Here is a 26,848-nt window from a genome sequence, read left to right on the forward strand (position 1 = left end):
CCTCCAGTTGGTAAAAAGACATGGCCACTCAGGGATGGCTGGTGGACTGGGTCTCTGGCAAGCCATCGGGTGGGTCCAGGTTGTCCAGCGCCCGGTTTACTAACAGTTCGGCCACCACCGCCAACTGCTGAATCGCCAATGCCACGTTGCGGCGAGAGCTTTCCAGTTCGCAGGCAAGGTCCGTGCTCATGACGTTGAGCGAGGCCAGGGTTTCGCAGGCGTGAGCGAGCAGGGAGGGTGTGTCGATGTTGGGGAGGATGGTGAAGACGTGGCTGACGGGGTCGGGGAGACGTGGGTTGCGCAGGCGGGCGCTCACGAGGGGTTCGGTGGCTTCGCAGAGCTTGGATAAATTGGGGGTATTGGTTGCCAAATCCGGCGAGGAGTCCGGTGGATTGGGACTGTGTTTTTTCATGGTCTAATTCCTGGTTTGTCATAGGAACTGCCATTCCCCTGCTGTCAAACAGGGAAGGTGGCAGCTGTACGTAGGTTGACAGACCGGAAACACAGGAAAAAACGGTGCATCCAAAGATGCCCCACGCACAGCCGCCATGAAAAAACTGCAAGCGCGCAAGCATGCCGTTTTATTAGGTAGAGTGGAAGGTTCCGGTTTTCAGCCTGTCAAAGCCGATCGCTGATTTGCAGCGACACCGGAAGGCTATCTGCGAAGAGCAGCGTTCGCTAGTTCATGGAAGGCGATGCGTCTTGCAGGAAATTTCCTAGGATGGAGAGCAGGGGCGCCACGATTGAGCTGCAACCCCGCATCGAATAACGCAAACCCGGCTGCCATGCAGCAGGTTTCGGTTTGCAGGCCGCACACCAATACTCGTTCCACCTTCAGGCTTTGCAAATACTCGATGGTTTGCGGCGATGGCGCGTAGCCGTGTTTGATGAAGATTCGGTCGGCCTGGATCAGGCTGTCGTCGTCTGGTGCGGGGTGCCAGCCGAGTTGTTTCTGGAAGAGGGGGCCGTACGGAGTTGACAAGCCTATGTTCGATTTCTGAGCAAAAAAAACCGGCGCTTGACCGGTTTTTTTGTCTAAATAGTCAGTTAGCTCGTTTGGTTTCAGCTTCCATCATCACAAGGTTTTGCTGCTTGGTAGCTTCAGTCAGCACTTCGCTGTAGACACGCTTTTTCTGATTCGACTTAGCATTGCGAATGAAATCAGCAAAGGGACTCTTGGCGCCCTTAGAGAAGCCTAGCTTGATCGAAATCATTGATGCGCTCCTGATCCTGACCCGAGCTCGACCATTAATTCAGCTCGTATGTGTCGCTCAGGGATTCGACTCGGACGTCTGGCTATGGCTTTCTTGTTCGACCTGGCAAAGGAAATCGCTTCATCTTGCATGAGCTGTTCATCAGGAGTCATCGTCATTCCTTTGGTATGAAAAAATCAAAAGTGAAGCGCAAATGGGTGACCGAATCTTTGTGAAGGAAAGCATACAGATTTACTAATCGCGCTCCAGTGTCTGACGGGCGCCACGAGTTGAAGGAAATTTCCTAGGACCGAACCTTGTGCTTGGTATGCCAGCATTCCGCTCTAATATTGTTACAGTTCGTCCAATGTCACGGTGTGCTTGAAATGATGCTCCCAAAGCCTGACTCCCAAACCACCGGTGCGATCCAGCGATGACCCCACCGTCAAATCCGTAATCAACGTCGGCTGCAACCCCGCATCGAATAACGCAAACCCGGCCGCCAGGCAGCAGGTTTCGGTTTGCAGGCCGCACACCAGTACCCGTTCCACCTTCAGGCTTTAGAAATACTCGATGGTTTGCGGCGACGGGGCGTAGCCGTGCTTGATGAAGATTCGGTCGGCCTGGATCAGGCTGTCGTCGTCTGGTGCGGGTGCCAGCCGAGTTGTTTGTGGAAGGGGGTTTTGGATTCGTCGTGGCGTTCGACGGTGGCGGCGCTGGGGAGGGTGCCGATCAGTGTGCGGATGCCGTCGATGAGCCATTGGGGTGGGGTGAAGCTGGGTTGGACGTCGATGATGAGGAGGGCTTGGTGCATGAGCGTCTCCGGAGAGGCGGTTGCGGCGACGTTTGCAGCTTTGGCCGCTGGGGATTTGGGGTGGTCTGGCTGGACTCTTCGCGGGCAAGCCCGCTCCCACAGGGTACGGGTTGGCTCCCGGAATACCGAACCCCAGATGCAACGAAGCCCGCGCTGGGCGGGCTTCGTTGGCTTCGATTGGTGGGCCGGGGTAATTTGAATCCGCTTAGTAAGCTATTGATTTATAAAATTAATATCGATTTTGATTTTTGGTTGGAATACCAATTGGAATACTGCACTTTACTTGACCACCCGTTTGCATTCGATCTGACCAGCACGTTTCATAACCATGATTGGCAGTGAACGGCCATAGCTGCCGGGGGCGACAGGTAGAGATCGGCCAGGAGCAGTCATTCGACACTCCCCGTGCCAACCGTTTAAATTGACCCATTTAGTTACCAGGCTGCCTTAAAAAAATGACCGGCACTTTCCAAGGCAGCTGTCTCTGCGGCGCCGTCAGTTACGAAATCAAACCACGCCCCAAAGTGCTTCCACATTGCCATTGCAACTAATGCCGTAAAAGTCATGGGGCAGCGTTTGCCAGCTATGGCAGCGTGCTGCGAACTGACCTGCATAAGGTTGCGTAATGAAACGGAGCGCCAAATGACTGCGGATATTTTTATCCATTTTCATTTCAACTAGAGGTTGACCTAAGCGCCCACCCGACACTTTACGTGATCAGGTGGGCGCCCATCTATGCGGCAGCAACCCTATAGTTTCTCTCGCACGGTGCGTCGGCAGCCGCGTGAGCACGTCCTTCAGATACGCATACGGATCAAGCCCATTCATCCGTGCAGACTGGATAAAACTCATATTAGTCGCCGCCTTTATTTCTGGAACTCGGAAGGTGACTTCCCCAGACTCTTACATATGTTTGCAGGTTTCGCCATTGACCACGCATAACGATCGTCCGGATTGCCGGTCGAACAGGGTGTAGTCGGCCCGAAAATTCAGCTCCGGCTCGTTGAACAATAGACGTACTGGAATGCTGCGCAGCTTGTCTTCCTTACCCTGGCGCAGTTCTTCGTTAAGTGGATGTAGTAACCGGCCATCCCGGCTTTGCACTTGGGACGTGATCGTGAATTGATCGTCTTAACGACTCCTTCGTAGCACTGATAGTCCAATAATCGCAGAAAGGGTTGAAGCAATCAGAACACCCACTTTCACCTCATCGAATACATGCGGGGAGTTTGGAAACGCTAAAGCGCCAATGAATAGGCTCATGGTGAAGCCTATGCCGCACAGTGCTGCTACTCCGTAGAGTTGAACCCAATTGCTGCCCTGCGGCAGTTTGGCAAGTCCAAAACGGATGGCGAGCGCAGCCGATGCGTAGACCCCCACCTGTTTCCCTATTACGAGCCCTAAGGCAACGCCAAGAGGAGCCGGCTCTACGAGGTTATTCACCGTGATGCCGGAAAGCGACACTCCTGCATTGGCGAATCCAAAGATAGGTACCACTGCGAAGGCTACCCAGGGGTGCAGTTTTTGTTCAAGGTACAAAAGGGGCGAGCGCGCCGCCTCATCAGGTTGGCCCAGAGGAATACAAAGGGCGAGTGCGACACCCGCCAATGTGGCATGTACCCCCGATTGAAGCATGAAGAACCACAACAAAGCCCCCGTGATGAGGTAAGGCAAAAGTTTCCTCACACCCAACTTATTCATCCCTGCCAATACCAGCAGAGCGCCCAATGCTGCGAGTAGCATGGGCACCGAGAGACCACTTGTGTAGAACAAAGCAATGATCAGCACTGCTCCCAAATCATCCAGTATCGCGAGCGCAGAAAGGAAGATCTTTAGCGATACCGGCACCCTTTTTCCGAGCAACGACAACACACCGAGAGCGAATGCAATATCGGTAGCAGAAGGGATGGCCCAGCCGTCAATGGTCTCGGAATTGCCCTGGTTAATCGCCACGTAAATCAGCGCCGGTACGGCCATTCCGCCCAAGGCCGCAAAGCCCGGTAGCGATCTTTGCGCCCAGGACGCGAGTTGCCCGACCAGCATCTCGCGCTTGATCTCAAGCCCGACCAGCATAAAAAAAATGGCCATCAAGCCATCGTTTATCCACTGCTCCAGCGACAGCCCCGCAAACTGTGTGTGAAGTGCTGCGAAATAGTCTTTTGCCAGAGGCGAATTAGCGACAGTCAGCGCGGTGATTGCCGCTGCCATCAACACAAGACCTCCTGCAGATTCAGTGGCGAAAAATCGGCTGATGAACGCAAATGCATTCGGGGATTCGGAACGGCGGATAGACGTAGGCATTGAAACTCCACTTCAGCGCAATGACCCAACCTGAGCTTCCGCTAGGTTCAATCACGGTGTGAACGATCGGATTTCTTGGATCAGTTGCAGCATCGACCCCGTTCGAAGCCCCCATCATCGGACGCCAGCTTCTGAGGATCGAAGTTATAAACAGTGTTCAACGAGACACGCGGGCATTCCACCTCATGATCAGATGGGCGCAAAAAGATCCGCTCAGTACCACGCCGATGAGCCTCAAAGTTTGCAATGCGACCACGAAGCTGGCGTCCGAACCCGTTTCCACGGCAATGATTGCCATGGCGTCCAGCCCCCCTGGACTCGTAGCCAGGAATACCGAGAGGAAGTCCTTTCCAAACAGGTAGCTCAGCGGCCAGGCTAATGCGGTACACAGCAGTATGAGCGCCACGTTGGCAACGACGATCACCGGAATCAACCTGGCGACGTGCTTGACCGTCGCGCGGTCGAAACGCAACCCGATATAGCTCCCGATGACGCCATAGGCGAGTGTGACGAGTGTGCCGCTCAGGGTGATGTCCAACCACCCAAAGAGTTGTAAGGCACTCCCGACGATAACGGTAGTCAGCAACGCGCCGGCGGGGAGCAAGTTGCCGCTCAACGCGCCAAGGAAGGCGATGGCAAGGCTCATTCCAAGGCCGATCCAAGTGAAAGGGAGCTCAGCAACGATGGGCGCGAGATGAGGGTGACTGGACCCTACAAATAGCGTGGAAATCCAAGCGCCCAGCATGACCACACAAACAACTCGCACATATTGCATGCAGGCCACCAGACGTCCGTCCGAGCCATTTTCCTCCGCCATCGCTATCATAGCCGACGCAGCCCCGGGAGCGGTTCCCCATGCTGAAGCGTCTGCAGGTATGGGGCTGAAACAAGCCAATCCGAGGCCGACCACGGCGCTTAACAATATGGTGATCGCAGTGACCAGCAGCATCAGGTGCCAGTCCTCACTCAACGCCAGAAGCACCCCGAGCGTCACTGACTTGGCGACCATTAACCCGACAATTCCCTGACCTGATCGGAACATCAGTCGCGGCACTCGAATACGAGTGCCGGCGACGCCCATGCAGATAGCAACGGCTAAAGGACCAAGAAGTAGAGCCGCGGGCAATCCCGCCTGATGCAGGACATAACCTGCAAGCCCGCCACCCCCGACTAATACCGCCCACTGCAGCCCAATCGGAAATTTTGCGAGTTCCATGAAGGAAGATCTCTTCACGTGATTCTCCCGAGGCTGCGTTTACAGGAGCGAAATGGTGTACCCGATGATGAAACGGCTCTCATCGAGATCGCGCGAGAAGCCAGAGCGATAAGATGCGTTGCGATAGCGTACTGAAAGGTTTTTCAACATCCCGTTCTGAAATACATAGCTGATTTCAGAGTTGCGTTCCCATTCGTTTCCGTCGCCGGCAGCGCCCTTTACTTTGGCATTCGTGCCGCTGATATAACGAGTCATCACACTCAGGCCAGGTATGCCGATGCTCGCGAAATCGTAGTCATACCGGACTTGCCAGGAACGCTCTTTAGCTTCGGCGAAATCGTTGATCTGGGAAAAGTTGATCAGGTAGGGATCAGTGCCATCGACGTAAGCGAAGCCAGTGTCGCCAGACATCAGTTGCCAGCCCAGACCCAGGCCATGCCCGCTCTGTTTATAGGACAGCATGCCGTTGAAAGCCTGGTTGTCGATCTCGCCTCCAGCACTTCTGCCGTAATCGCTGCTCGTAAAAAATCGAATGTCTGCATTCAGCGTGCCCTCACCGAGCTTGCGCCCGTATTTGAGACCCGCGAAGTGCTGACGATAGACGTCGTCCAGTTCAGCGGCGAAGTAGCTCAGGCTGAGTCTGTCGCTCAACTGTGCCTCAACACCGACCAGGTTAAGATAGTCAGCGGCCACAGCGCCGCTGAACCGTTTGTTTTTATTGTTTAACTGAAGGTCTTGCTCGTCTGTGGAGTTACGTTGTTTGACGTTGGATAACTGGCCGCCTGTTAACGACAGCTTGCTGATTTCTGTCGAGGTGATCATTGCGCCTTCAAACGTCTGCGGGACGATGCGCCCATCGTTGTGCTTGAGCACAGGCAGTGTTGGGGTGAAGGTGCCGACCTTTAGATCGGTCTTGGAAATGCGCATTTTCGCGGTCAAGCCCAAGGAGGAGAATTCGTCGTCGGCCCGCCCGTCACTGCCGGTTGGCAGCATTCCGGTATCGACCCGGTCTGGAGAGGAATCCAGTTTGACACCGAGAAGGCCTAGCGTATCCAGGCCAAACCCAACGGTCCCTTCTGTGTAGCCTGATTCCACCTTGAGTAAAAATCCCTGGGCCCACTCATCACGTTTCGACTGTCCTGAATCTTCTCGAAAGTCGCGATTGAAGTACATGTTGCGAAGTTGGAGAGACGCCTTGCTGTCTTCGATAAAGTCAGCGGAGGCTAAAGGCGCCCAAGCGGCAACTGAGAATACGAGCATGGCTGGAGCAGGCGATAAATAGGCTGGGTATTTCAACGCGGACACCTTTTTTGTTATTCGAATTTTATGTAGGGAAGGGCTGGATCCCGTTTTGCTTTAGCCTAATGGGGTGGGCCGTCTGCCAGCTTTCAAATAACTCATCTGCGTATGACTTTTGGTAAAACCGCTATTTCGGCGCTTCGTTATGATGGGATCACGAGAAGCCCAGCCGGGTTGCCACGCTATCTTCTAGCGCAGGCTACTGGGTGCCCCTGAGCAGTAAAGATTCAAGCTGTGGGTGCAGGGGTTCATGAAGGGCATCGTTCAAATACAAGCATCGAGGTCTGAAATGCAGAACAACAAGAACAAGAACGACAAATCGAAACTGAAGACACTGGCTGTTATGGGCTGCGCGAGTTTGCTGCTCGCTATGGCTTCCGCGAATGCTGCGCAATTGTCGATTGCGACGGGCGGTACGACCGGTGTCTTCTATGCGTACGGTGGCGCGCTGGCCAATGTCGTGAGCAAAAAAAATCCGGACATTTCCATGGTCGCTGAGTCCACCGGGGGGACGGTGGAAAATATCAAGATGCTGGCCAAGGGGCAGGCGGATCTGGCGACCGTGTCGGCCGACGTCGTGTATGAGGCGTACACCAACTTCAAGAAGTCCAAACATTTCCGGGAAAAGGTCGAGATGTATGGCCTGTTCAATATGTACCAGCAACCTCATCACATCGTCACTTTGAAAAACAGCGCAGTGAAGGGGCTCGCTGATATTCGCGAGAGACGCGTGGTAGTCGGAGCTCCTGGCTCCGGGACTGAAGTGAAAACGCGGATGATGCTTGAATCTGTGGGTATCACTTATAAAGACTTCAAGCCTGAGTTCCTGACTTTTGGTGAAGGCGTCGAGGCGCTGCAGGATGGCACCGTGGAAGCTGTCTTCCTCGGGGTTAACTATCCTGCGCCGGCGATCATGAGTTTGGCGATGACCAACCCGATCGAGCTGTTGTCCCTGACCGATGATCAGGTCAGCACCATACGCAAGGACTATCCGTTCCTCGACCGGGTCGTCATCCCTGCGAACACCTATAAAGGTGTCCCTCACGACGCGCAAACGGTATCGGTACAGACCCTGGTGGTTGCGGGCACGAAATTGTCCGAAGAAGAGGCCTACCAGATCGTCAAGACAATGTTCGAAAACAAGCCAGAGTTGGAAGGTATCAACCACGCGTTCAAGCTGACCACGTTGCAAAACGCATCCAATACAGCGGTGCCGCTGCACCCGGGTGCGGCTCGCTATTACCGCGAGGCAGGCGTTCTGCAGTGATAAATGGAGGAGCGTGCGCCTCCTCTGATTGATTGTTTTTGCCGGTGTTCTGGTAGAGGAAAAGTATCATGACGTCTAGGAAAACCTTGGGAGCGACGATTATCGTCCTCTCCCTGTTGTTCACCGCTTTCCAGGTCTACACAGCCAGCACTGGCCTGATGACCGCGTTGCTCCAGCGCAGTATCCATCTGTCTTTCGTCTTGGCTTTGGTATTTTTGTTCTTCCCTGCATTCAAGGATTCCAAAAGCACTTTCCTGATTGACATTCCGTTGGTGCTGGCCGCTCTCGCCAGTGGCATCTACTTGTATGTCTCCTTCGATGACCTGGTCTATCGCATAGGTGATCCGACAGGCATCGATCTCATCATCGGCGGCATGACATTGGTGGTATTGCTCGAGGCAACCCGCCGCACCGTCGGTTGGGTGATGACCCTGCTGGCTCTGATTGCCCTGGTTTACAGCTACTTCGGTCGTTATCTGCCCGAGCCGTTTGGTCATTCCGGTCGTGACGTGGAGCGTATTGTCACTCAGATGTTCTACTCGACCGAGGGGATCTATGGCGTACCGTTGGGTGTGGCCGCGACCTACGTGTTTCTGTTCATTTTGTTCGGTTCCTTCATGGAAAAGTGCGGAGTGGGCAGCCTCTTCATTAACCTGGCCAATGCGTTCGCTGGTAAATACCAGGGTGGCCCGGCCAAAGTGGGCATCATTGCGACCATGACAGTGGGCATGGTGTCCGGCAGTCCTGTATCAGATGCAGCGACTACTGGTGCTTTCACCATTCCGATGATGAAGCGGGTTGGCTACAAGGCGCGCACAGCAGCGGCGATTGAGGCTGTAGGCGCTTCCGGCGCATCGCTGATGCCGCCAGTGATGGGTGCAGGTGCTTTTGTGATGGCGGACATGACCGGCGTGCCCTACAGCCAGATCATCCTGCACGCGATAATTCCTGCGCTATTGTTCTATGCAGCCTTGATGTTCGTGGTAGGCAACGAAGCGCGCAAAGACAATCTGAAGTCACTTCCCGCTGATGAAATACCAGGTAAGCGCGACGCATTGATGAAGAGTCTGCGCCTGCTGATTCCGCTGAGTGTGCTCATCATTTCGCTCGCTGTATTGCAGGTGTCGCCATTGCGCGCAGCATTGTTCGCCACGGCAGTGATTCTGCTCACGACGCTGGTCTATAACTTCTTCAAACCCGAACTTAAGGTGCCGATGATGCATCTAGTCGAGGCATTGATCGAAACTCCGAGGAAGGTGCTCGTGGTCTCGGTAGCCTGTGCCACGGCAGGTATCATCATCGGCATGCTGGGTATGACTGGGCTGGGCCTCAAGTTGTCGGACATCTTGATGTCGGCGTCCCACGGTTATCTCCCGTTAGCGCTGCTGTTTGCGATGGTTATTTCCATTGTTCTGGGCATGGGATTGCCGCCAACTGCCGCGTATATCGTGATGGCCGTAACTGCCGCGCCGTTCCTTGTGCAGATGGGCGTTCCGTTGATCGTAGCGCACTTCTTCGTGTTCATTTACTGCTGCTACGCGCCGATCACGCCGCCAGTGGCTTTAGCGGCCTTTACTACTGCAGGCATCGCCGGGTGCGATCCGTTCAAGGCCGGGCTAGAAGCGTTCCGTATCAGCTTGACCGGTTTTGTCCTCCCGGTGATGGTGGTCTACAACAACGCGTTGCTGGGTATGGGCGAGTGGCATCAAATTCTCGCGGCCGCGGTACTGGCGTTGTTTGCAGTCTGGATGATGTCCATTGCGCTGGTTGGATGGTATCAACGCCGTGTGAACATCGCCTGGCGTTTGCTCCTTGCATCTGCTGCGATGTGCTGTCTGGTGCCTACGCTGTGGGCGAACGTGGTTGCGCTGGGCGTATTGGCGATCTTCGTCCTGACCCAAACCTCGCTGCTGAAACGGGGCCAACCGCTCGCGCACCTCTCCTGATGTTCCGTCCCGATAGTGGAAAGCCTATGACTGGGTTTCCACTACTCGGGGCTGCGGCTTTTAGCCAGCAGCGTCAAGCAGCCGTTATGACGTAGGCTTGCTGCAATCAACCGAGCAAAGGCCACGTGTCATGTCCAATACACCACCTCTAAATGCGCTACGTGTCTTCGAATCTGTTGCTCGCCTCAAGAGCTTTTCTAAAGCCGCAGAGGAGTTACATGTCAGCCAGTCGGCAGTCAGCCGTCAGATCAGTTTGTTGGAAGGTTATCTGGAGGTGCAGTTCTTCCATCGGGATCGCACGGGTATCCGTCTGACCGAACTCGGCCAACAGTACTTCGAGGGTATCCAACCTGCTTTCGAGCGAATTGCAGAAGCTACCCGCGGCTTGACCGCACATTTGGAAGACGAGCCTCTGCGCATCCGCGTTTACTCCACGTTTGCCGCCCGTTGGCTAATGCACCGGCTACCAAGACTGAATAAAGCACATCCAAATCTGCGAATTCGCATCACCACGGCTATCGCCCCCGTGGATTTCAACAACGAGCGTGTTGATGCCGCCATCCAGCTTGGTGATGGAGAGTGGGAGGGTTTGCGTTCCGACTTCCTGTTTGCGGACGAACTGCGTCCAGTCTGCCGGCCGAAGCTGGTCTCGGGATTGCCAGCCGGTCGAACCCCCGAACAGGTGTTCAAGCATCGCCTGATCCATTCTTATTACCGCAAACAGGACTGGTTCGATTGGTTTGCGTCGGCGGGTATTGAATACAGCATGGAGCCAGATCCCTTCATGCTGCCGAGTTCTCTGCTGGCCTATCAGGCGGCGCACGATGGCCTGGGTATTGCCATAGCGCAAACGCGCATGGTGGAGCAGGAGTTGCGCTCTGGGACACTCATTTATTTCTGTGAACACACCCTCACCCGTGGTCTCGGCTACTACCTGGTTAGCCAGCCGAACTCACCCCGAGAAAACAAGATCGCCTGTTTCCGGGCCTGGCTGATGGAAGAAATCAGCTCAAAGTTTTTACCGGGGCAATAACCCAATCAGTAACGATAGGTATCCCATGACAACTCTAATAGAACAATTGGCGGACTACAGCGTCTCCGAAGCAAACTCAACGTTACGCGGCGATGTACGGCATCATGCAAAGCGCGCGGTTCTCGACTGGTTTGCTGCGATGTATCCTGGCACCCGTGAACCAGTCGCCCAACGACTTGCCCAATCCTACGCCGATGAGCACGGCACCGGCCGCAGTAGTCTTCCCGGTTACGGCGCTACGGCTCTACCGACGACAGCGGCGTGGATCAATGGCACTTCATCGCATGCTGTCGAATTCGATGACATATTCAAGGATGCGATTTATCACCCGGGCGTGCCGACGGTGTCGGCTGCCTTGGCTGTCGGTGAGCATATCGGTGCCAGCGGCGAAGATTTCCTTCGTGCCGTGGTGGTGGGTTACGAAATATCCACCCGCATTGGTGCGGCAGTACAGCCGTCCCATTACCACTTTTTCCATACGACCGGCACGATCGGTTGCTTCGCCAGCGCCGCTGCTGCGGCTTTCCTGTTGGCACCCAAGGATCGTCTGGTCATGGCTCATGCCCTGGCAACGGCTGGATCGTTTGCCGCCGGCCTGCAGCAGGCGTTCCGTTCCGACTCGATGACCAAAGCGTTGCACGGCGGCCACGCTGCGTCGGCGGGCATCACCGCGGCGCGGGCAGCGGCCAGTGGCGTCACCGGCGCACTGGATATCCTTGAGGGTGAGGTTGGCTTCGGTGCCGCCATGAGTATCGATCCGCAATGGCACAAGGTGACCGAGGGGCTTGGCAGTAGCTACAACATTACTCGCATCACGCAGAAGACCCATTGCTGCTGCGGCCACACCTTTGCGGCTATCGACGCCGTGCAGCTATTGCGCGAACAGTTATCTCAAAACGAGCGCGACCAGGTGGTGCGGATTGAAGTAGATACCTACAAAACCGCATTGGACGTCACTGGAAATTACGAGCCGGTGTCTGCTTACCAGGCCAAGTTCAGCATGCCTTACGTGCTGGTACAGGCGCTGCGTTACGGCAGTGTGCGTCTTGAGGCGTTTTCCGATGCGCGTCTGGCTGAGCCCGCTAGCCGCGAGATGATGCAAAAGGTGGTGATGACTGCCTGCCCTGAATTGACCCGGCAGTTCCCGTTGGCCCGTGCGGCGCGGGTACGCCTGGTACTGCAGGATGGCCGCGTGCTGGAACATTTTTCGCCTTTCCGCAAGGGTGATCCGGAAGCGCCGTTGACCGATCTGGAGCTGGAGCAAAAATTCGCTGAACTGGTCACGCCCGTTATTGGTTCTGACGCCACGCGTTGGCTCGGAAGCCAGATCTGGAAATTGGAAGAACTACAGCTATCGGACCTGAACTTGGTCTCCTTGGGCTGATGAGTGTTGGCCACCAAGTGTTCCGGTGGCCTTCTTGAATTCGAGCGCACACAGCGTAACTAGCGGCTTGCACTGTTCCACGCGATTGACTAGCACCCTGGCACTTCGGTGAAGTGCGCCCCATTCGATCTACACAAACAACAAGGCCCCGCGCAGTCACCTGCCCGGGGCCTTGTTGTTTAATGAGGCTTATTCAGACGGTGGAGGCACCCTGTTGCAGAGCATCCAGGTGATGGAACATTGCCAGGTCGCCTTTTACAAAGCTCGAGCCGCTCATGTCCGCCATGGTTGCCTGGCGAACCTTGAGACTGGTCAGTGACTGACGGGCCGCCCAGAACGACGGACCACCTTCCCATTTAGGAAAACCGAAACCATTGACCATGACCAGGTCAATGTCGCTGGAGCGCGTGGTAACACCCTCGGCCAGCAGCAGTGCAGCTTCGTTGGCCATCGTCAGCAATGCCCGGTCGACAATATTGTCACGGCTGAAGACGCGGCGCTCGATGCCCTTGCGCACAGACTCCTGCACGATGAGGTCATTCACATTTGGATCTTCGCTGCGGCGCCCTTGCTCGTCATACAGGTAATACCCCGAGCCGGTCTTGCGCCCGAAGTGGCCTTGCTCGCACAGCAGGTCGGGAATGTCCACATAGCGTGAATTGCCATCGCGTAGATGGGAACGTGCCTGGCGCATGCGCCAAGCGATGTCGAGACCGGACATGTCGGCAACGGCAAAGGGACCCATCGCCATCCCGAAGGATTCCAGCGCGGCGTCGATCTGAGCCGGCAGCGCGCCTTCTTCCAGCATCAACTCGCACTCACGACGGTAGGCTGCGTAAATGCGGTTACCGATGAAGCCGAATGCGTTGTTGGCAAGGATTGGCAGCTTACCCAGGCGGCGTACTACCGCAAAGCCGGTGCTGAGGGCTTCAGCAGCGGTGTACATGCCGCGCACCACTTCCACCAGGCGCATGACGTTGGCCGGACTGAAGAAGTGCAGGCCGATGACCCGCTGTGGATGCTTAGCCACCTCGGCGATCTGGTCCACGTCCAGATATGAGGTATTGGTCGCGAAAATGGCGTCCTTGTCCATCAGTGGCTCGATCTGACGCAGCAGGTTGCGCTTGACGGTGAGGTCTTCGAAGACCGCTTCAATAACCAGCTGCACCGAGGCAATCTGCGCCCAGTCAGTGCTGGCGTGCAAATGGCTCAGTTCGTTGTCTGCCTGGGCCTGGCTGATGCGGCCGGACTTGACCCGCCGTCGGTACTCGCCCCCTATGCGCTCCTGACCACGATGCAGCGCCGCTTCGTCCTGTTCCAACAGAACCACGTCCAGACCGGCCTGAAGGAAGGCCAAGGCAATACCACTGCCCATGGTGCCGGCGCCTATGACGGCCACTCGGCTGACGGGGCGAGGCTCGACATTTTTCAGTTCTACACGCTTCGCCGACTGGCGCTCAGCGAAGAACAGGTGACGCAATGCCAACGCTTCATTAGACATGCGCAGTTGCTGGAAGACCTCGCGCTCGGAGGTGAGGGCAAGGTCTATCGGCTGGCTGCCAGCATTCAGCACTGCAGCGATCGCTTTACTGACCTGCGGCCGATACTTGCCTGCTTTCAGTGCCTTGGCACTTGCCTGCTCGACCTGTTCAGCATCGCAGGGTTGGGTATCGCGATCGCGAATCCGGCATTTTCCATCCATGTTGCGCACGTAGTTCGCCGCGAAACTGGCCAGGTCGCCTTCTGCAATGGCATCGATCATTCCCAGCGTGAAGGCTTCCGCAGTTGAGACGCGGGTGCCGGCGCAGATCAGTTCGATCGCTTTGGGAATGCCGGTCAGGCGCGGAAGGCGCTGGGTGCCACCCGCGCCCGGTATCATGCCTAGAGTCACTTCGGGCAGGCCCAGCAAACTGCCTTGCGAGGCGACGCGGGCGTCGCACCCCAAGGCCAGTTCGAAACCGCCACCGAGCGCCGCCCCGTGGATCGCGGCGATGATCGGCTTACTGCACTGCTCTATGGCACTGATGACTTCGGGCAGTTGAGGACTTTCCAGCGGTTTGCCGAACTCGCTGAGATCGGAGCCAGCAATGAACATCTTGCCGGCGCCAATCAAGGCCGCGCCGACCAAGTCCGAGTCATTTTCAACTTGCTTGATCGCATCGAGCAGGCCCTGGCGGACCTCCAGCGAGCCAGCGTTGACCGGGGGATTGTTGATATAAATCAGCGCGACGTTGCCGTCACGCTCAAGGGTGATGAGCGTGTTCATGGGCTTCTCCTCAGGCAATCCTTACCAATGCATCGACTGCGACGACACCCTCGCCTTTGGCTTTCACCAGCAGCGGGTTCATCTCTGCCTCCAGCACCTGGCAGTCCTGTTGCAAGGCCAGTTGGGAGAAGGCGCTGACTGCCTGAGCGACGGCTTCCAGGTCGCCTTCCTGACGGCCGCGATAGCCGGCAAGTGCTTTCAATGCCTTTACTTCACCCACCATCTCACGTGCCTGTTCGACGCTGACCGGGGCCAGGCGCATGGCGCGGTCGCAGTAGATTTCGGTGAGAATGCCACCGGCCGCCAGCATCACCAGCGGACCGACATCGGGGTCGCGGCGGTAACCCACCAATACTTCACCCAGTCCCTTGCCCATGGCTTGAACCAGGACTTTGTCCACGGTCAAATGCGGCAGGTGGGTGGCAACGTTGTCGACGATGCGGCGCATGGCTTCTGCCAGCTGCGTGGCATCGTGAATTGGCAGCACCACGCCTCCGACATCGGTCTTGTGGGCGATTTCCTCATGCAGCACCTTGACCACCACCGGATAGTCGAAGGGCAAATCCGGCACAGGCTGGTTTACATCCAGCACGGTATACGCCGCATGGGGAACGCCTAACGGCGCGATCATTGCGTAAGCGTCCGCCTCGTTGAGCATGCGTTCGCCTTGCGGTGCAGCGGGTTCTGGCGCCGGTTCGCCAGGTTTGCGGCGGGCGAAGCAGGCGGCGATGACGTCCCCACAGGCTTCCGGGGTACGAAAGCATGGAACACCTGCTTCCGTCAGTAGCTGCAGGGCGGAGGCTGCTTCCGGTACCACGAAACAGGCCAGGGGCTTGTCGCTGAAACCAAACGAGTCGACCACCGGCTTAACCGCCAGCTCCGGGTTGTAGCGCGCCGAGGAGCCAACAGTGGCGACGACCATGTCGAATTCTGGGGCGGTCAGCATGACCTCCAAGGCGGCTTTCATCACGTCATACTTGGTGCCGGCCAGCGTGAGGTCGATAATGCCACCGTGGTTCACCACGATGCCGCGCTCAGCCAAGCGAGCCAGAGTTTCATCGGTGGGAGCTACCACCGATACACCGCGTATGCCGAGCTGATCGACAGCCATGGCAGCGCCGCCGCCGGTGGTCGTGACGACGCCGACTGTTGGTTTTCTCCCCGCAGTGCTGCGTAGATCTTTCAACGGCAGTTGCGCCAATAACGGCAAGGCTTCGAGGAAACCTTCCAGGGTTTCAACACGGGCTATGCCGCAGTCGCGGAAAAATGTTTCGGCCACCGCATCTTCGCCGGCGAGTGCTCCCGTGTGGGAAACAGCCAGTTCGGCAGCGACGTCGGAGCGTCCTAATTTATAAGCCACCACTGGCTTGCCGCGCTTGGCAGCACCCAAAGCGAAACGACGCATATCCTCGGCGTGGTTCAGTGATTCGAGGAAAAGCATGTAGCCGGTAATACTTGGATCATCGAGGGTGCTTTCACAAATCTGCCCGATGCTTAGGTCGGTTTCGCTGCCCACCGAGACCAGGCCGGCGAAGCCCACACCCTTGGTGCGACCCCGAGAGGCCAAGGCACCTAGCATGCTGCCACTGTGCGAGGCGCAAAAGATGCCGCCAAGAGGCAGGTTGGGTTCAGCGAACGCAGCATTAGCGGTCAGGATCAGTTGATGATGCAGGTTGACCACACCCAGGCTGGACGGCCCAAGAATGCGTACACCGGTTTGCTCGGCGATCTGGCGCAGTCGCTCCTCACGGGCACATCCTTCAGTCCCTGATTCGGAGAAGCCACCGGCCAGTATGGTCGCAACGCGAATACCCAAGCGGCCGCACTCGGCAACAGCCTCAACGGCTAGATCGGAGTTGGTCAGGATGAATGCGTGTTCCGGCACCTCCGGCAGTGCTGAGAGGGACGGATAGGCCTTCTCACCCTGAACTTCAGTACGGCTAGGGTTGACGTTGTAAATGGTGCCGGCATAGCCGGCAGCCCTCAAAAAACGTAACGGACGGGATGCGGTTTTGCTGGTGTCGTCGGAAATACCGACCAGCGCAATGCTCGTGGGTCGCAGCAGGGCACTCGCGACGGCAGGATCGATCATCTTATGCATGCTTGGCCCCTTCAACTTTTGGCGGACGCTGGTCGAAACGACGATCGAAGACGTCTTCGGCGATACGATTCTTCAGCACTTCTAGAGATCCGCCTGCGATCATCCAGCCACGGATGCGTTTGACGCAGTATTCAACCAGCGCCTCCGAGGAGTAACCGTAGCCTCCCATTGCTTGCAGAGCTTCGTTCGAAACTTCCCACCCTGCCGTATTACAAGCGAATTTGGCCACGCTCGTTTCATAGGCGGAAGGCAAGCCACCGTCAGCATTAACGGCAGCGCGGTACAGCAGCAGTTGGGCCGATTCCAGTTTGACCGCCATTTCAGCGAACTTCCATTGCAAGCCCTGGAACTCGCATAGTTTACGACCGAACTGCTCGCGGGTCAGGCAGTGTTCCCGGGCCACGTTGAAAGCATGACGTCCCAGCGCCAGAGAGCGGGAAGAGTTACCAATACGTTCTACGTTGAATCCGGAAATCTGCTTTTTAAAACCACCCGGGCCGAGCAGGACGTTAGCCTTGGGAATACGGCAGTCCGCAAAGTACAGCTGGCACCACTCCTCGCCACTCATGAAGGGGGAAGGTTGGCCGACCTCGAAGCCTGGGGTTCCGCGCTCAACGATTACTGAGCCGATCCCATTCAGGCCTGGTCCGAAGCGTACATAGATGAGGAAAGTATTAGCGTGGGGGCTGTGGGTGGAAAACACCTTGGAGCCGTTGATGATGAAGTGGTCACCATCTTCGATCGCGGAGGTTTTAAGCTCGGTGACGGCGGAACCAGCTCCCGGCTCGCTCATGCCCAGAGCCAACAGGCTTTTCCCGGCAATCAGATCGGGAAGGAAGCGCTCCTTCAGTTCCGGAGAAGCATATTCAGCAAAAGTGCGGATGGCCCCGAAGTTGCCAGCCTGCACCACGTCAGCGCTCTTTGGACATACCAGCGCAAGTTCCTGAATCGCAATTACTGCATCCATCAGGGTACCGCCAATTCCACCATCTTCCTCTTTAATCGTAATGCCCAGCAGGCCTTGGTGGGCAAGTTTGGCGGCGATTTCCCAAGGGTAGTCCTGAGAATGCGCGCGCTCCAGCGCACCATCCGCCAGCTCACGTTGAGCGAAGCGACGTATGGAGTCAGAGAATGCTTGTTGTTCTTCTGTTAAATGGAAATTCATGGCACAGACTCGCTGATGGATGATCGATGAACTGATGCTAACCAAAGCGGTGCCGTATCTGTTTTCCCAAAAATCATCCTCACATGACATATTCGAAACCTTGTATGCCCGTATGTCTGGATACCATCGCCGTGTTTTCCACCTACTTGGGGCACTGTCCATGCATACCTATATCTGTGACGCGATTCGAACACCCATTGGCCGTTTTGGTGGCGCGTTGGCTTCGGTTCGCACAGATGATCTCGCGGCGATCCCCATTCGCGCGCTAGTCGAGAGAAATCCAGGGGTCGACTGGTCGGCCGTGGACGATGTCATCTACGGTTGCGCCAACCAGGCTGGCGAGGACAATCGAAATGTCGCGCGCATGGCGCTTTTACTTGCCGGCCTGCCGGAAACTGTTCCAGGCAGTACCGTTAATCGCCTTTGCGGCTCCGGCCTGGATGCTATCGGTATAGCGGCGCGAGCGATCAGCTCGGGTGAGTGCCAGATAATGATTGCTGGTGGTGTCGAGTCGATGAGTCGCGCACCCTTTGTGATGGGCAAAGCTCAAGCCGCATTCGCACGCGACATGTCCATGCAGGACACCACCATTGGTTGGCGTTTCATCAACCCTCTGATGAAGAAGCTATACGGCGTCGATGCCATGCCGGAAACCGCTGAGAACGTCGCAGATGAGTTCGGTATTTCCCGCGAGGATCAGGATCGTTTCGCGCTGCGCAGCCAGGAGAAAACTGCCATCGCGCAGGCTGAAGACCTGTTTGCCGACGAGATCGTGCCGGTACATGTGCCGCAGCGTAAGGGCGCAACTCTTGTGGTCCAGCGCGACGAGCATCCGCGAGCTACCTCGTTGGAAGCGTTGACCCAGCTAAAGGCGGTTGTACGTACTGGCGGCACTGTCACAGCAGGCAATGCCAGTGGTGTAAACGACGGCGCCTGCGCCCTATTGATGGCCAGCTTGGACGCTTGCGAAGTCCACGGCCTGAAACCTCGTGCGAAGGTCCTCGGTACTGCAACAGCTGGCGTTGCCCCGCGCATCATGGGCATGGGCCCCGTACCCGCCACCCTTAAAGTACTAAAGCTGACAGGGCTCACATTGGATGACATTGACGTCATCGAACTTAATGAGGCCTTCGCCAGCCAAGGACTTGCCGTTCTCCGACAACTGGGACTGGCCGACGACGATATCCGTGTCAACCGCTATGGCGGTGCTATTGCTCTGGGTCACCCGCTGGGCATGAGCGGCGCACGTTTGGTCACTACTGCGCTCAATCAGTTAGAACGCACCGGCGGCCGTTACGCCTTATGTACGATGTGCGTAGGTGTGGGGCAGGGCATCGCGATGGTGATCGAGCGGGTATGAATAAAACGCTAACTCAACCGATTCACGACTATAAGCTTCCAGCGGACACACATGGCTGGAGTATCAGATTGCACTTTTTTAACGATGATAAGTGAATCAATGAAAATCCTGGTAGCTGTCAAACGCGTTGTGGATTACAACGTGAAAGTTCGCGTCAAGGCGGACCATTCCGGCGTCGACCTCGCCAACGTCAAGATGTCGATGAACCCGTTCTGCGAAATCGCCGTGGAAGAAGCCGTACGCTTGAAAGAGCAGGGCATTGCCAGCGAGATCGTTGTCGTCAGCGTCGGCCCGTCCACTGCCCAGGAGCAACTGCGCACCGCGCTGGCCCTGGGTGCCGATCGCGCCATCCTCGTCGAGTCCGCTGAAGACCTGACGTCGCTCGCCGTTGCCAAGCTGCTCAAGGTGGTGGTCGACAAGGAACAGCCCCGGCTGGTGATCCTTGGTAAACAAGCCATCGACAGCGACAACAACCAGACCGGCCAGATGCTCGCGGCATTGAGCGGCTATGGTCAGGGTACGTTCGCATCGAAAGTCGACATCAGCGGCGACACGATTGCCGTGACTCGCGAAGTCGACGGCGGCGCGCAGACGGTTGCCCTGAAACTGCCGGCGATCGTCACCACCGACTTGCGTTTGAACGAGCCGCGTTATGCGTCCCTGCCCAACATCATGAAAGCCAAGAAGAAGCCGCTCGAAGTAGTGACTGCGGACGCTTTGGGCGTTTCCACCGCCTCCACCAACACCACCGTGAAAGTCGAAGCGCCGGCTGCACGCAGCGCGGGGATCATGGTCAAGTCGGTGGCTGAACTGGTCGAGAAACTGAAAAACGAAGCGAAGGTGATCTGAATGACTATTTTGGTGATTGCTGATTATTCCAAAGACGCGCAGGACAACAAGGTGCTGGCCCCGGCCACGCTAAACACCGTGGCCGCCGCTGCCAAAATCGGCGGTGAGATTCATCTGCTGGTGGCGGGCGCATTTGTCGGTGCAGTTGCTGAAGCCGCGGCGAACATCGCTGGTGTGGCGAAAGTGCTGGTGGCCGACAACGCCGCCTACGCTCACCAACTGACGGAAAACGTCGCTCCTCTGGTAGCAGAGCTGGGCAAGGGTTACAGCCACATTCTGGCTGCCGCCACTTCCAACGGCAAAAACATCCTGCCGCGCGTTGCCGCCCAGCTGGACGTTGACCAGATATCCGAGATCATCTCGGTCGAAAGCGCCGACACCTTCAAGCGTCCGATCTACGCCGGTAACGCCATCGCTACCGTTCAGTCGAACGCTTCGGTGAAAGTGATCACCGTGCGTGCTACCGGTTTCGACCCGGTGGCAGCTGTTGGGGGTTCGGCATCGGTTGAAGCCGTTGCGGCTGCCCACGACGCTGGCATTTCCAGCTTCGTTGGCGAAGAACTGGCCAAGTCCGATCGTCCGGAACTGACCGCTGCCAAGATCGTCGTTTCCGGCGGCCGCGGCATGCAGAACGGCGACAACTTCAAACACCTGTACGCCCTGGCCGACAAGCTGGGCGCTGCTGTCGGTGCTTCCCGCGCCGCGGTCGACGCAGGTTTCGTCCCCAACGACATGCAGGTCGGTCAGACCGGCAAGATCGTTGCTCCACAGCTGTACATCGCGGTCGGTATCTCCGGCGCGATCCAGCACCTGGCCGGCATGAAAGACTCCAAGGTGATCGTTGCGATCAACAAGGACGAAGAAGCGCCGATCTTCCAGGTGGCTGATTATGGCCTGGTGGCGGATTTGTTCGAAGCCATTCCGGAACTGGTTTTGACTGCTTGATTCTGATTGACCTGCTGTAGCGGCGTACCTGTTCAAATCCCGCTACAGTTTCGATTTCTTTAGCGTGAATGTATGCGGGGGAATCTTTATTCAGCAGCCAGACCGCTTTTGGCCTGTTTTTTACCATTGCTGCGGTGTTTTGCGAGCAGGTTTATCCGCAAGAGAGTATCCACGCTGAGAGGGATGACGGGAGACAAGTGAGGCTGGAGGGCTGCCTATCCATGACTCGAGTGTTAGATCAGCATTTTTCGGTCATTTCCTAATCGTCTCCAGACCAATAGGGCAGTGAGCCGATAGTAATATCGGCTAGTGTCGGAGTGGTCTTTCAGGTGCTGAGTGAAAAACCAGCGCACATGTTTGAGCTGCCAGGTCCAGGGATTATCGCGTTGCCATCGTTGTTGAATGGCCGCTTGCATGATTCGGGCTTGCCTTAGGTGTCGTTGCTGGGTGGTATTCGAGCCAGTCAGTACGCCGCTCAGGAACAGCGCCATATCGAAGGATTTGGTCATGCTCGACCTCCAATGTAGGCCGACACCACATCGATCCGGTTATGCCCGAGTTCAAGGCTGATCTGTTGGCGCGCCTGTTGATCAAGGTCGCGGTCAATGCGATAGCCGTGGCCACCATTGACCGGAGCAGCGTGGCCCGTGAGCTGCTCGTAACGCTCGCAGGCGTAGGCCGCTCGCAGTTCATGGAAGCCCTTCAGTCCGTGTTCATGCAGCGTTTCGCGGGCGGGGAGCACGGTCTGTTGCAGGAACACTGCGTAGCTTTCGTCTCGGGCCAGTAAGTTGCGGCTGCGGGGCGGCGACGCATGACGAGCCAACTGCAGGGCCGCCTTCACCGCGTCATTGGCCACAACCCATCGCGGCGCTGATGCCCCTGAGCGGCCGCCTTTGGTGCCGTCCTGGATGTTGATGCGGCCTAAGTGTTCGGCTTCGCGGTGCAAGCGTGGCAGGTCAGCCAGGATCGCTTCGCGCAGGCGCATACCGGTTGCTCGGGCCAAACAAACAACAGCGGCCACTCGGTCATGCCGCTGTTCGCTAAGCACCTCAAGCACTCGCCGCATCTGTTGGCGGTCTTGGCCATCCGGCGCGCGGGTGCGTACGGTCGAGCGCTGCTGTCCTAACGCCTGACTCGGACTGGCGATCCTCACGTCCTGATCACCGCGCAGCGCAGCGAGGGTGCGGTTGACGCTGCTCAGGCGGTTCTGCGCGGTGGCGATGCAGAGTTCACCTTGCTGGATCTGCTGGCGCAGGTACGCGGCGTAGTCCTGCAGCGTCTGTCTATCGATCTGGCGTGCATCGTTGTAACCGGGGCCGTCCTCTGATCGACACCAACGCACGAACGCTTGCCAGCGATCGCTATGCGCTTTGACCGTGGCGAAGTGGCCGCCGGCAAACAGATCCTTGAGCGCTTGTGGGCCGGCGTAGCTCAGCTGGCGGCCATAGCCAAAGTTGCGACCCTCACGCCGACCGACCAGAGCCATCATCATCACCGTTTTCGTTTGTTTGCAGAAAAAGCAGCAGGGCTTTCCAGTGAGGGCTGACCCTGTCCACCTGCTGCCAGTGTGTCGGGCGGATCAGGAGGGCGTTCTCCTGGTGTTGCAGCAGTGCCCCTTCCTCGCGCAGTTGCTCGATCAGCAGGGCGAGGTGGGTAGGCTCCAGAGGTCGTGTGGCGACAGCGGCGACAGCGGCGACAACCCGCGTCGTTTCTGGCCTGGCGCGTGGCGACAAGGTGGCGACAGGCCTTGATTCTGGCGGCGCTTGATGTTGCGCTTGGTAACGGCGCACCGCGTCATTGAGGCGAAACATGACGGACCTCGAACGTTTTTCCGTCGCGGCTGCTCAGCCAGCGATGCGTGATCAGTACGACCAATAAAGAGGCCGTATGGTCAGCGCTCTTGCGAGCAAAACGAGGACCGTTGCGATTGACGTCGCGGATGGTGAACTGGGTCCAGCCTTTCTGCACCAACCAGCGCAGTAGCCGATCCGCTTCCTCGCGTCGGCAATTGACCGGCTCCTGTTCGGTCAGGCGCTGAATCTCGGCCAGGTAGTAATCCATCAGCGTGGAGGCGCGCTGGATGTGTGCTTCGTCCAACGCACTGGCCTCTTCAACCATGGCCAGCACGCCCGCGATGCGCAGCACATTCGCCGCGGCCTTTCCCGCGACAGGCTGGACGCCGGCGAGCTCGCCGAACTCGCCAGACTGGCACTCGATGGTGTCGTGAATATCAATCCAAGCCCGGCGGGCGCGGTGAGTCAGCTCCAGCGTGGCGGGATTGAGTGATCCATCCTTGTGAAGCGACCAGGGCTTTTGCAGCAGGGCGGTGATCCGCTGTTGGTAGCGCTGGACTTTGGCATCTCGGGTCAGGTCGATCGCCTTGTAAAGTCGCTGGCCGGCCAGGCGCTCGGGCCAACTGATCAGGCAACGGCCCAGGATGCCTTGGCCATTGATCACCGGGTCTTTGAAAATCTGGTTGGCCAGGTAGGGCTGCAGCATCAGGTGTAGGCTGAGGCGGCGGTCATAGGCGCGCAGGCTTTCTCCGGCCATGGAGCGGGCCCGGTCGATTGGGCTGCCATCCCATAGCATCGACAAGGTGGTGATCGCCTTGAGTAGGTTCTCTTTGCTCATGGTGCTGCTGCCCAAGAACTGGCCACCTTCATCATTGAACAAGCCCATGCTGGGCAAGCCCTGGCACAGGCTTTTGACCAGGGCCTCAATGGTCGGTTCGGCAATGATCAGTCTCGGCGGTACCGGCTCGGAGAGCTCACCGCCTTCCGTCTCCGCGTGTTTCGTTGAGGTTTTGGGTTTGACCATGAGGCTGGTAGCAGCGCGATAGGCTTTGAGCTTTTCCGAATACAGGGTCCACTGCTGTCGTTCCCAGTCGCGCGCCGCCTTCAGTGCCAGCTGATCCACCGCGCTTTTGCGATCACCCGAGGACGCCACCGTCAGTAGATAGAGGGACAATGGATAGGTTCGGCCATCGAGTTGGACATTGGCATGACCCTGGCTCACCAGGGCAGTAGTAGCCAGCACCGATTGCGCCGCCATGGCGCAGGGTACGCCGATCACCTCGGCCAGTCGTTCGACCGCAGGGCCCAACAGTTCCCCGAGTGCTTCGATCGGGTAGGGCAGTGGCGCCTGCTGGTATTCCAGCAATGGTTGTGGTGGCTCGAACGCTTCGCACAGTTGCATCGCACTTCTCCTGAAATTATCGACTTCGTCCTCACTCATCCCGCCACGGTTGTTGAGTGTTATCAGGGATCAAGGCCCCTGCGACCTGTGAGGTTTGTCCACTTACGCGGGACTGACGACTCCTTACGACCGGGAGCTTGGGCATCTCATGATCTGGCCTCCTGAACACCGATAGCGGTGGGCGGGTGGAGGCTGTACTGGCTGACGAGACCGGTGCCACGAGATCCTGAGTCAGGTGAAGGCAGTAATGAGATGACCGGGGCATGCCTGACTGTCAGTCAGGTGCAGCCCATTCCATGGACTGCGGCACCATCATCGGCATCGCTGTGGCGAGTGAGCATTCGGTGTTTGTCACGCCGATTGTCACGAGGGGGAGTGCCGCAAAACCTTTTACGAGTTGGGCTGCAGCAGCGGTAGGAGCGCCCGTCTCTTTAGGGGGCAAAGAGACGGGCAACAGGTTGGCGCAAGAAATGGCCAAGCGGATAAGTTGCTGCAGAGCAGCCAGGAGGGGGTATCAGTTGCTGCAGTGAGCATTCTGGAAGAGTGGGCATCCATCACATCGCTGTGACCGTGCGAGCCGCCGGACGCTAATCGCAATTGGGGGTGAACCACCACGATGTGGCGTAGCCTCAAAGGTTCTGGCTACCTGGGTGCTGTCGAGGACAGCGCTAGTACGGTTCTGATTTAGCGCTCGTTCTGCTCGCGGTCAACCGGATTTTGGGGGCGAATCTTGCGCCAATCGGTAGCGCTTGAAGACCTTGGAGGCCGGTGGCTTTCCATGGCCGGGTGGTCGTTCGTCGGTTTTTAATGTGAGCCTGCGTCATTGCATGGACTTGACCACCCATTTGCATCGTCACTGACCAGTCAATTGCATTCGTGCTGATCAACCGTTTGCATTCGATGTGACCAGCACACGCCGTAGTGACGACCGGCGGAGAACGGCCAGAAGCAATGGGATGGACTCCTCCTCACCTCGGCATCTTGAGTGCCAGACTGAAGGTGCGAACCACAGTCAATAGTGAGAAGGAGTCCACACATGAAGCTTATGCGCATTGGGGTCGACTTGGCCAAGAACGTGTTTCAGATTCACGGCGTGGATCGTCATGAGCAACCAGTCTGGCGGCAGCGTCTGCCTCGTGATCGCTGGCTTCAAACGGTGCTGGAGAAGATCGAGCCCGGCTGTGAAATCGGCATGGAAAGTTGTGGTGGTGCACACCATTGGGCGCGGCAGCTACAGGCACGTGGATTTCGGGTGAGACTGATCGCGCCGCAGTTCGTCAAGCCGTACGTCAAGAGCAACAAGAACGACGCCAACGATGCCGAGGCAATCTGTGAGGCGATGAGCCGCCCCAGCATGCGCTTCGTCGCCGTCAAGACCATCGAACAACAGGATATTCAGGCGACGCATCGCATCCGGGCCGGCTTAATCGAACAGCGAACGGCCAAAGCCAATCAGATTCGTGGGTTGATCGCCGAGTACGGCCTCATTGCGCCGAAGGAATTACTGATGCTGCGTCGCGCAATACCGTGCTGGCTAGAAGATGCGGATAACGGTTTGACGGTACGCTTTCGTCGTCTGCTGAACGGCTTGTGGGACGATCTGCGCGCACTTGATGAGCGCGTGAGCGAACTCGATGGCGAGATATCTGCGATCGCAGCAAGTGAGCCAGCGGCCGTCCGTTTACAACAGCTGCGTGGCGTCGGCCCGATGATTGCCACCGCGCTCATTGCTGCCATCGGTGATGCCAGTCAATTTGCCAACGGCCGACAACTGGCCGCCTCGCTAGGGCTGACGCCAAAGCAACATAGCTCTGGCGGCAAGGATCGACTGCTTGGCATCAGCAAACGTGGGGATGCTTATCTGCGAACGCTGATGATCCACGGTGCGCGGTCGGCACTGCGCACCGCCAAGTCCAAGGACGATCAACTCAGCCAGTGGGTTGTCCGTTTGGCGGAGCGCTCACATCCCAACGTGGCCGCTATCGCACTGGCGAACAAAACTGCACGCATGGCCTGGGCGATGCTGCGCAACGGCACTGATTACCAACCGAATCGGGCAGCGGCCTGACCCATTCATCCCAGGAGAAGCACCCACACCACGATTGCGAAGCAACCCGAGCAATGGCAAACCGGTCGAACCGGCGTCGGCAAAACCCTTTAATGTCCAGGTGCGTAAAGCACGTAGAAGCGATTGGGAGCGGACGCGCGAATAGCCCATCATGGCCCAGCATCAAAACGATGCCGCAGTAAGAGGCCGAATATACGTGTGCAGTCGGCACGGGCGCCAAAGTAAAGGAAGCTTGCAACGAGGAGGAGTCCATATACGGTCATCAAGTATCTAGGAAGTCCGGGGCGACTCACCCATTGTTTCTCCTCCCTGCTCTACGCTAGTGGCCTGAGCGGCTAATTCATTAATTTATTTTTTATCACGCTCAGCTTCGCCTTGTGTACCGAGCTGATAATGGCTTCAGCTGTTTTATTCCACTTGAACGGCTTGGCTGAGAACTCATTGTG

Annotated in this window: 20 protein-coding genes and 5 pseudogenes; 9 read left to right on the top strand and 16 right to left on the bottom strand. The window is 57.2% G+C overall.

The window, feature by feature from the left end; translation table 11 throughout:
* Positions 1 to 28: 28 nt before the first annotated feature.
* From F8N80_RS26585 to F8N80_RS26600, 4 genes and pseudogenes are all read right to left on the bottom strand, one after another.
* Positions 29 to 412, bottom strand: coding sequence for a DUF6124 family protein (locus F8N80_RS26585; RefSeq protein WP_150785041.1), 384 nt, complete (start codon positions 410 to 412; stop codon positions 29 to 31).
* Between the two features lie 336 nt (positions 413 to 748).
* Positions 749 to 958: pseudogene (locus tag F8N80_RS26590) on the bottom strand (isochorismatase family protein); the annotation flags it as partial.
* A gap of 85 nt (positions 959 to 1,043) precedes the next feature.
* On the bottom strand, positions 1,044 to 1,214 hold the full coding sequence (locus F8N80_RS31275) for a hypothetical protein (RefSeq protein WP_191632988.1): 171 nt from the start codon (positions 1,212 to 1,214) through the stop codon (positions 1,044 to 1,046).
* 332 nt (positions 1,215 to 1,546) lie between these two features.
* Positions 1,547 to 2,007 (bottom strand): annotated as a pseudogene (locus tag F8N80_RS26600) (isochorismatase family protein).
* 455 nt (positions 2,008 to 2,462) lie between these two features.
* On the opposite strand from F8N80_RS26600, the pseudogene F8N80_RS31765 reads away from it, so the two are divergent.
* Positions 2,463 to 2,621 (top strand): annotated as a pseudogene (locus F8N80_RS31765) (GFA family protein); the annotation flags it as partial.
* A gap of 103 nt (positions 2,622 to 2,724) precedes the next feature.
* Here the strand turns inward: F8N80_RS31765 and F8N80_RS26610 are convergent.
* From F8N80_RS26610 to F8N80_RS26630, 5 genes and pseudogenes are all read right to left on the bottom strand, one after another.
* Positions 2,725 to 2,874, bottom strand: a pseudogene (locus tag F8N80_RS26610) (transposase domain-containing protein); the annotation flags it as partial.
* A gap of 39 nt (positions 2,875 to 2,913) precedes the next feature.
* A pseudogene (locus F8N80_RS26615) lies at positions 2,914 to 3,138 on the bottom strand (recombination directionality factor); the annotation flags it as partial.
* Positions 3,139 to 4,308, bottom strand: a complete 1,170-nt coding sequence (gene nhaA, locus F8N80_RS26620; RefSeq protein WP_150785042.1) for a Na+/H+ antiporter NhaA — start codon at positions 4,306 to 4,308, stop codon at positions 3,139 to 3,141. It abuts the pseudogene before it with no gap.
* A 157-nt stretch (positions 4,309 to 4,465) separates the two neighbouring features.
* A complete protein-coding gene (locus F8N80_RS26625) occupies positions 4,466 to 5,524 on the bottom strand; it encodes an AbrB family transcriptional regulator (RefSeq protein ID WP_150785043.1) in 1,059 nt (352 codons plus the stop codon).
* A gap of 39 nt (positions 5,525 to 5,563) precedes the next feature.
* Complete coding sequence (locus F8N80_RS26630) at positions 5,564 to 6,784, bottom strand: OprD family porin (RefSeq protein WP_150785059.1); 1,221 nt, start codon at positions 6,782 to 6,784, stop codon at positions 5,564 to 5,566.
* Between the two features lie 328 nt (positions 6,785 to 7,112).
* On the opposite strand from F8N80_RS26630, the gene F8N80_RS26635 reads away from it, so the two are divergent.
* The 4 genes from F8N80_RS26635 to F8N80_RS26650 all read left to right on the top strand — a co-directional run bounded on the left by F8N80_RS26635 (position 7,113) and on the right by F8N80_RS26650 (position 12,453).
* Positions 7,113 to 8,090: a TAXI family TRAP transporter solute-binding subunit gene (locus tag F8N80_RS26635; protein WP_191632990.1), complete on the top strand. Its 978-nt coding sequence runs from the start codon at positions 7,113 to 7,115 to the stop codon at positions 8,088 to 8,090.
* A gap of 68 nt (positions 8,091 to 8,158) precedes the next feature.
* Positions 8,159 to 10,036, top strand: a complete 1,878-nt coding sequence (locus F8N80_RS26640) for a TRAP transporter permease (RefSeq protein WP_150785045.1) — start codon at positions 8,159 to 8,161, stop codon at positions 10,034 to 10,036.
* 130 nt (positions 10,037 to 10,166) lie between these two features.
* Positions 10,167 to 11,069 carry a LysR substrate-binding domain-containing protein gene (locus tag F8N80_RS26645; protein ID WP_150785046.1) on the top strand — a complete coding sequence of 301 codons (903 nt, stop codon included), beginning with the start codon at positions 10,167 to 10,169 and terminating at the stop codon, positions 11,067 to 11,069.
* A gap of 25 nt (positions 11,070 to 11,094) precedes the next feature.
* Positions 11,095 to 12,453, top strand: coding sequence for an MmgE/PrpD family protein (locus tag F8N80_RS26650; protein ID WP_150785047.1), 1,359 nt, complete (start codon positions 11,095 to 11,097; stop codon positions 12,451 to 12,453).
* A gap of 193 nt (positions 12,454 to 12,646) precedes the next feature.
* On the opposite strand, the gene F8N80_RS26655 is transcribed toward F8N80_RS26650, so the two are convergent.
* Genes F8N80_RS26655 through F8N80_RS26665 form a run of 3 tightly spaced genes read right to left on the bottom strand, consistent with a single transcriptional unit; the run spans position 12,647 to position 17,985 of the window.
* Positions 12,647 to 14,719 carry an FAD-dependent oxidoreductase gene (locus tag F8N80_RS26655; protein ID WP_150785048.1) on the bottom strand — a complete coding sequence of 691 codons (2,073 nt, stop codon included), beginning with the start codon at positions 14,717 to 14,719 and terminating at the stop codon, positions 12,647 to 12,649.
* Between the two features lie 10 nt (positions 14,720 to 14,729).
* The gene (locus F8N80_RS26660; RefSeq protein ID WP_150785049.1) at positions 14,730 to 16,820 is read right to left on the bottom strand and encodes an acetate--CoA ligase family protein; all 2,091 of its coding nucleotides are present in this window, start codon (positions 16,818 to 16,820) and stop codon (positions 14,730 to 14,732) included.
* Positions 16,813 to 17,985, bottom strand: coding sequence for an acyl-CoA dehydrogenase family protein (locus F8N80_RS26665; RefSeq protein ID WP_150785050.1), 1,173 nt, complete (start codon positions 17,983 to 17,985; stop codon positions 16,813 to 16,815). Before F8N80_RS26665 ends, F8N80_RS26660 begins: the two co-directional genes overlap by 8 nt.
* 160 nt (positions 17,986 to 18,145) lie before the next feature.
* On the opposite strand from F8N80_RS26665, the gene pcaF reads away from it, so the two are divergent.
* From pcaF to F8N80_RS26680, 3 genes are all read left to right on the top strand, one after another.
* Positions 18,146 to 19,345: a 3-oxoadipyl-CoA thiolase gene (gene pcaF, locus F8N80_RS26670; protein WP_150785060.1), complete on the top strand. Its 1,200-nt coding sequence runs from the start codon at positions 18,146 to 18,148 to the stop codon at positions 19,343 to 19,345.
* Positions 19,346 to 19,444: 99 nt separating this feature from the next.
* Positions 19,445 to 20,194, top strand: coding sequence for an electron transfer flavoprotein subunit beta/FixA family protein (locus F8N80_RS26675; RefSeq protein ID WP_150785051.1), 750 nt, complete (start codon positions 19,445 to 19,447; stop codon positions 20,192 to 20,194).
* Positions 20,195 to 21,139, top strand: coding sequence for an electron transfer flavoprotein subunit alpha/FixB family protein (locus tag F8N80_RS26680; protein WP_150785052.1), 945 nt, complete (start codon positions 20,195 to 20,197; stop codon positions 21,137 to 21,139).
* 233 nt (positions 21,140 to 21,372) lie between these two features.
* Here the strand turns inward: F8N80_RS26680 and F8N80_RS26685 are convergent, their stop codons facing one another.
* The 4 genes from F8N80_RS26685 to F8N80_RS26700 are packed head-to-tail and all read right to left on the bottom strand — an operon-like array spanning position 21,373 to position 24,334.
* Positions 21,373 to 21,648 carry a hypothetical protein gene (locus F8N80_RS26685; protein ID WP_150785053.1) on the bottom strand — a complete coding sequence of 92 codons (276 nt, stop codon included), beginning with the start codon at positions 21,646 to 21,648 and terminating at the stop codon, positions 21,373 to 21,375.
* Positions 21,645 to 22,625 (bottom strand): integrase domain-containing protein, encoded by a 981-nt coding sequence (locus F8N80_RS26690; protein ID WP_150785061.1) that lies wholly within the window; start codon positions 22,623 to 22,625, stop codon positions 21,645 to 21,647. The genes F8N80_RS26685 and F8N80_RS26690 overlap by 4 nt, the downstream gene beginning before the upstream one ends.
* Positions 22,603 to 22,950, bottom strand: coding sequence for a hypothetical protein (locus F8N80_RS26695; RefSeq protein ID WP_150785054.1), 348 nt, complete (start codon positions 22,948 to 22,950; stop codon positions 22,603 to 22,605). The genes F8N80_RS26690 and F8N80_RS26695 overlap by 23 nt, the downstream gene beginning before the upstream one ends.
* Positions 22,934 to 24,334 (bottom strand): YfjI family protein, encoded by a 1,401-nt coding sequence (locus F8N80_RS26700; protein ID WP_150785055.1) that lies wholly within the window; start codon positions 24,332 to 24,334, stop codon positions 22,934 to 22,936. The genes F8N80_RS26695 and F8N80_RS26700 overlap by 17 nt, the downstream gene beginning before the upstream one ends.
* Positions 24,335 to 25,370: 1,036 nt before the next feature.
* Here F8N80_RS26700 and F8N80_RS26710 point away from each other — a divergent pair.
* The gene (locus F8N80_RS26710; protein WP_150785056.1) at positions 25,371 to 26,402 is read left to right on the top strand and encodes an IS110 family transposase; all 1,032 of its coding nucleotides are present in this window, start codon (positions 25,371 to 25,373) and stop codon (positions 26,400 to 26,402) included.
* The last annotated feature ends 446 nt before the right edge of the window (positions 26,403 to 26,848 follow it).

The organism is Pseudomonas fluorescens, from assembly GCF_902497995.1.
GTDB lineage: Bacteria > Pseudomonadota > Gammaproteobacteria > Pseudomonadales > Pseudomonadaceae > Aquipseudomonas > Aquipseudomonas fluorescens_BK.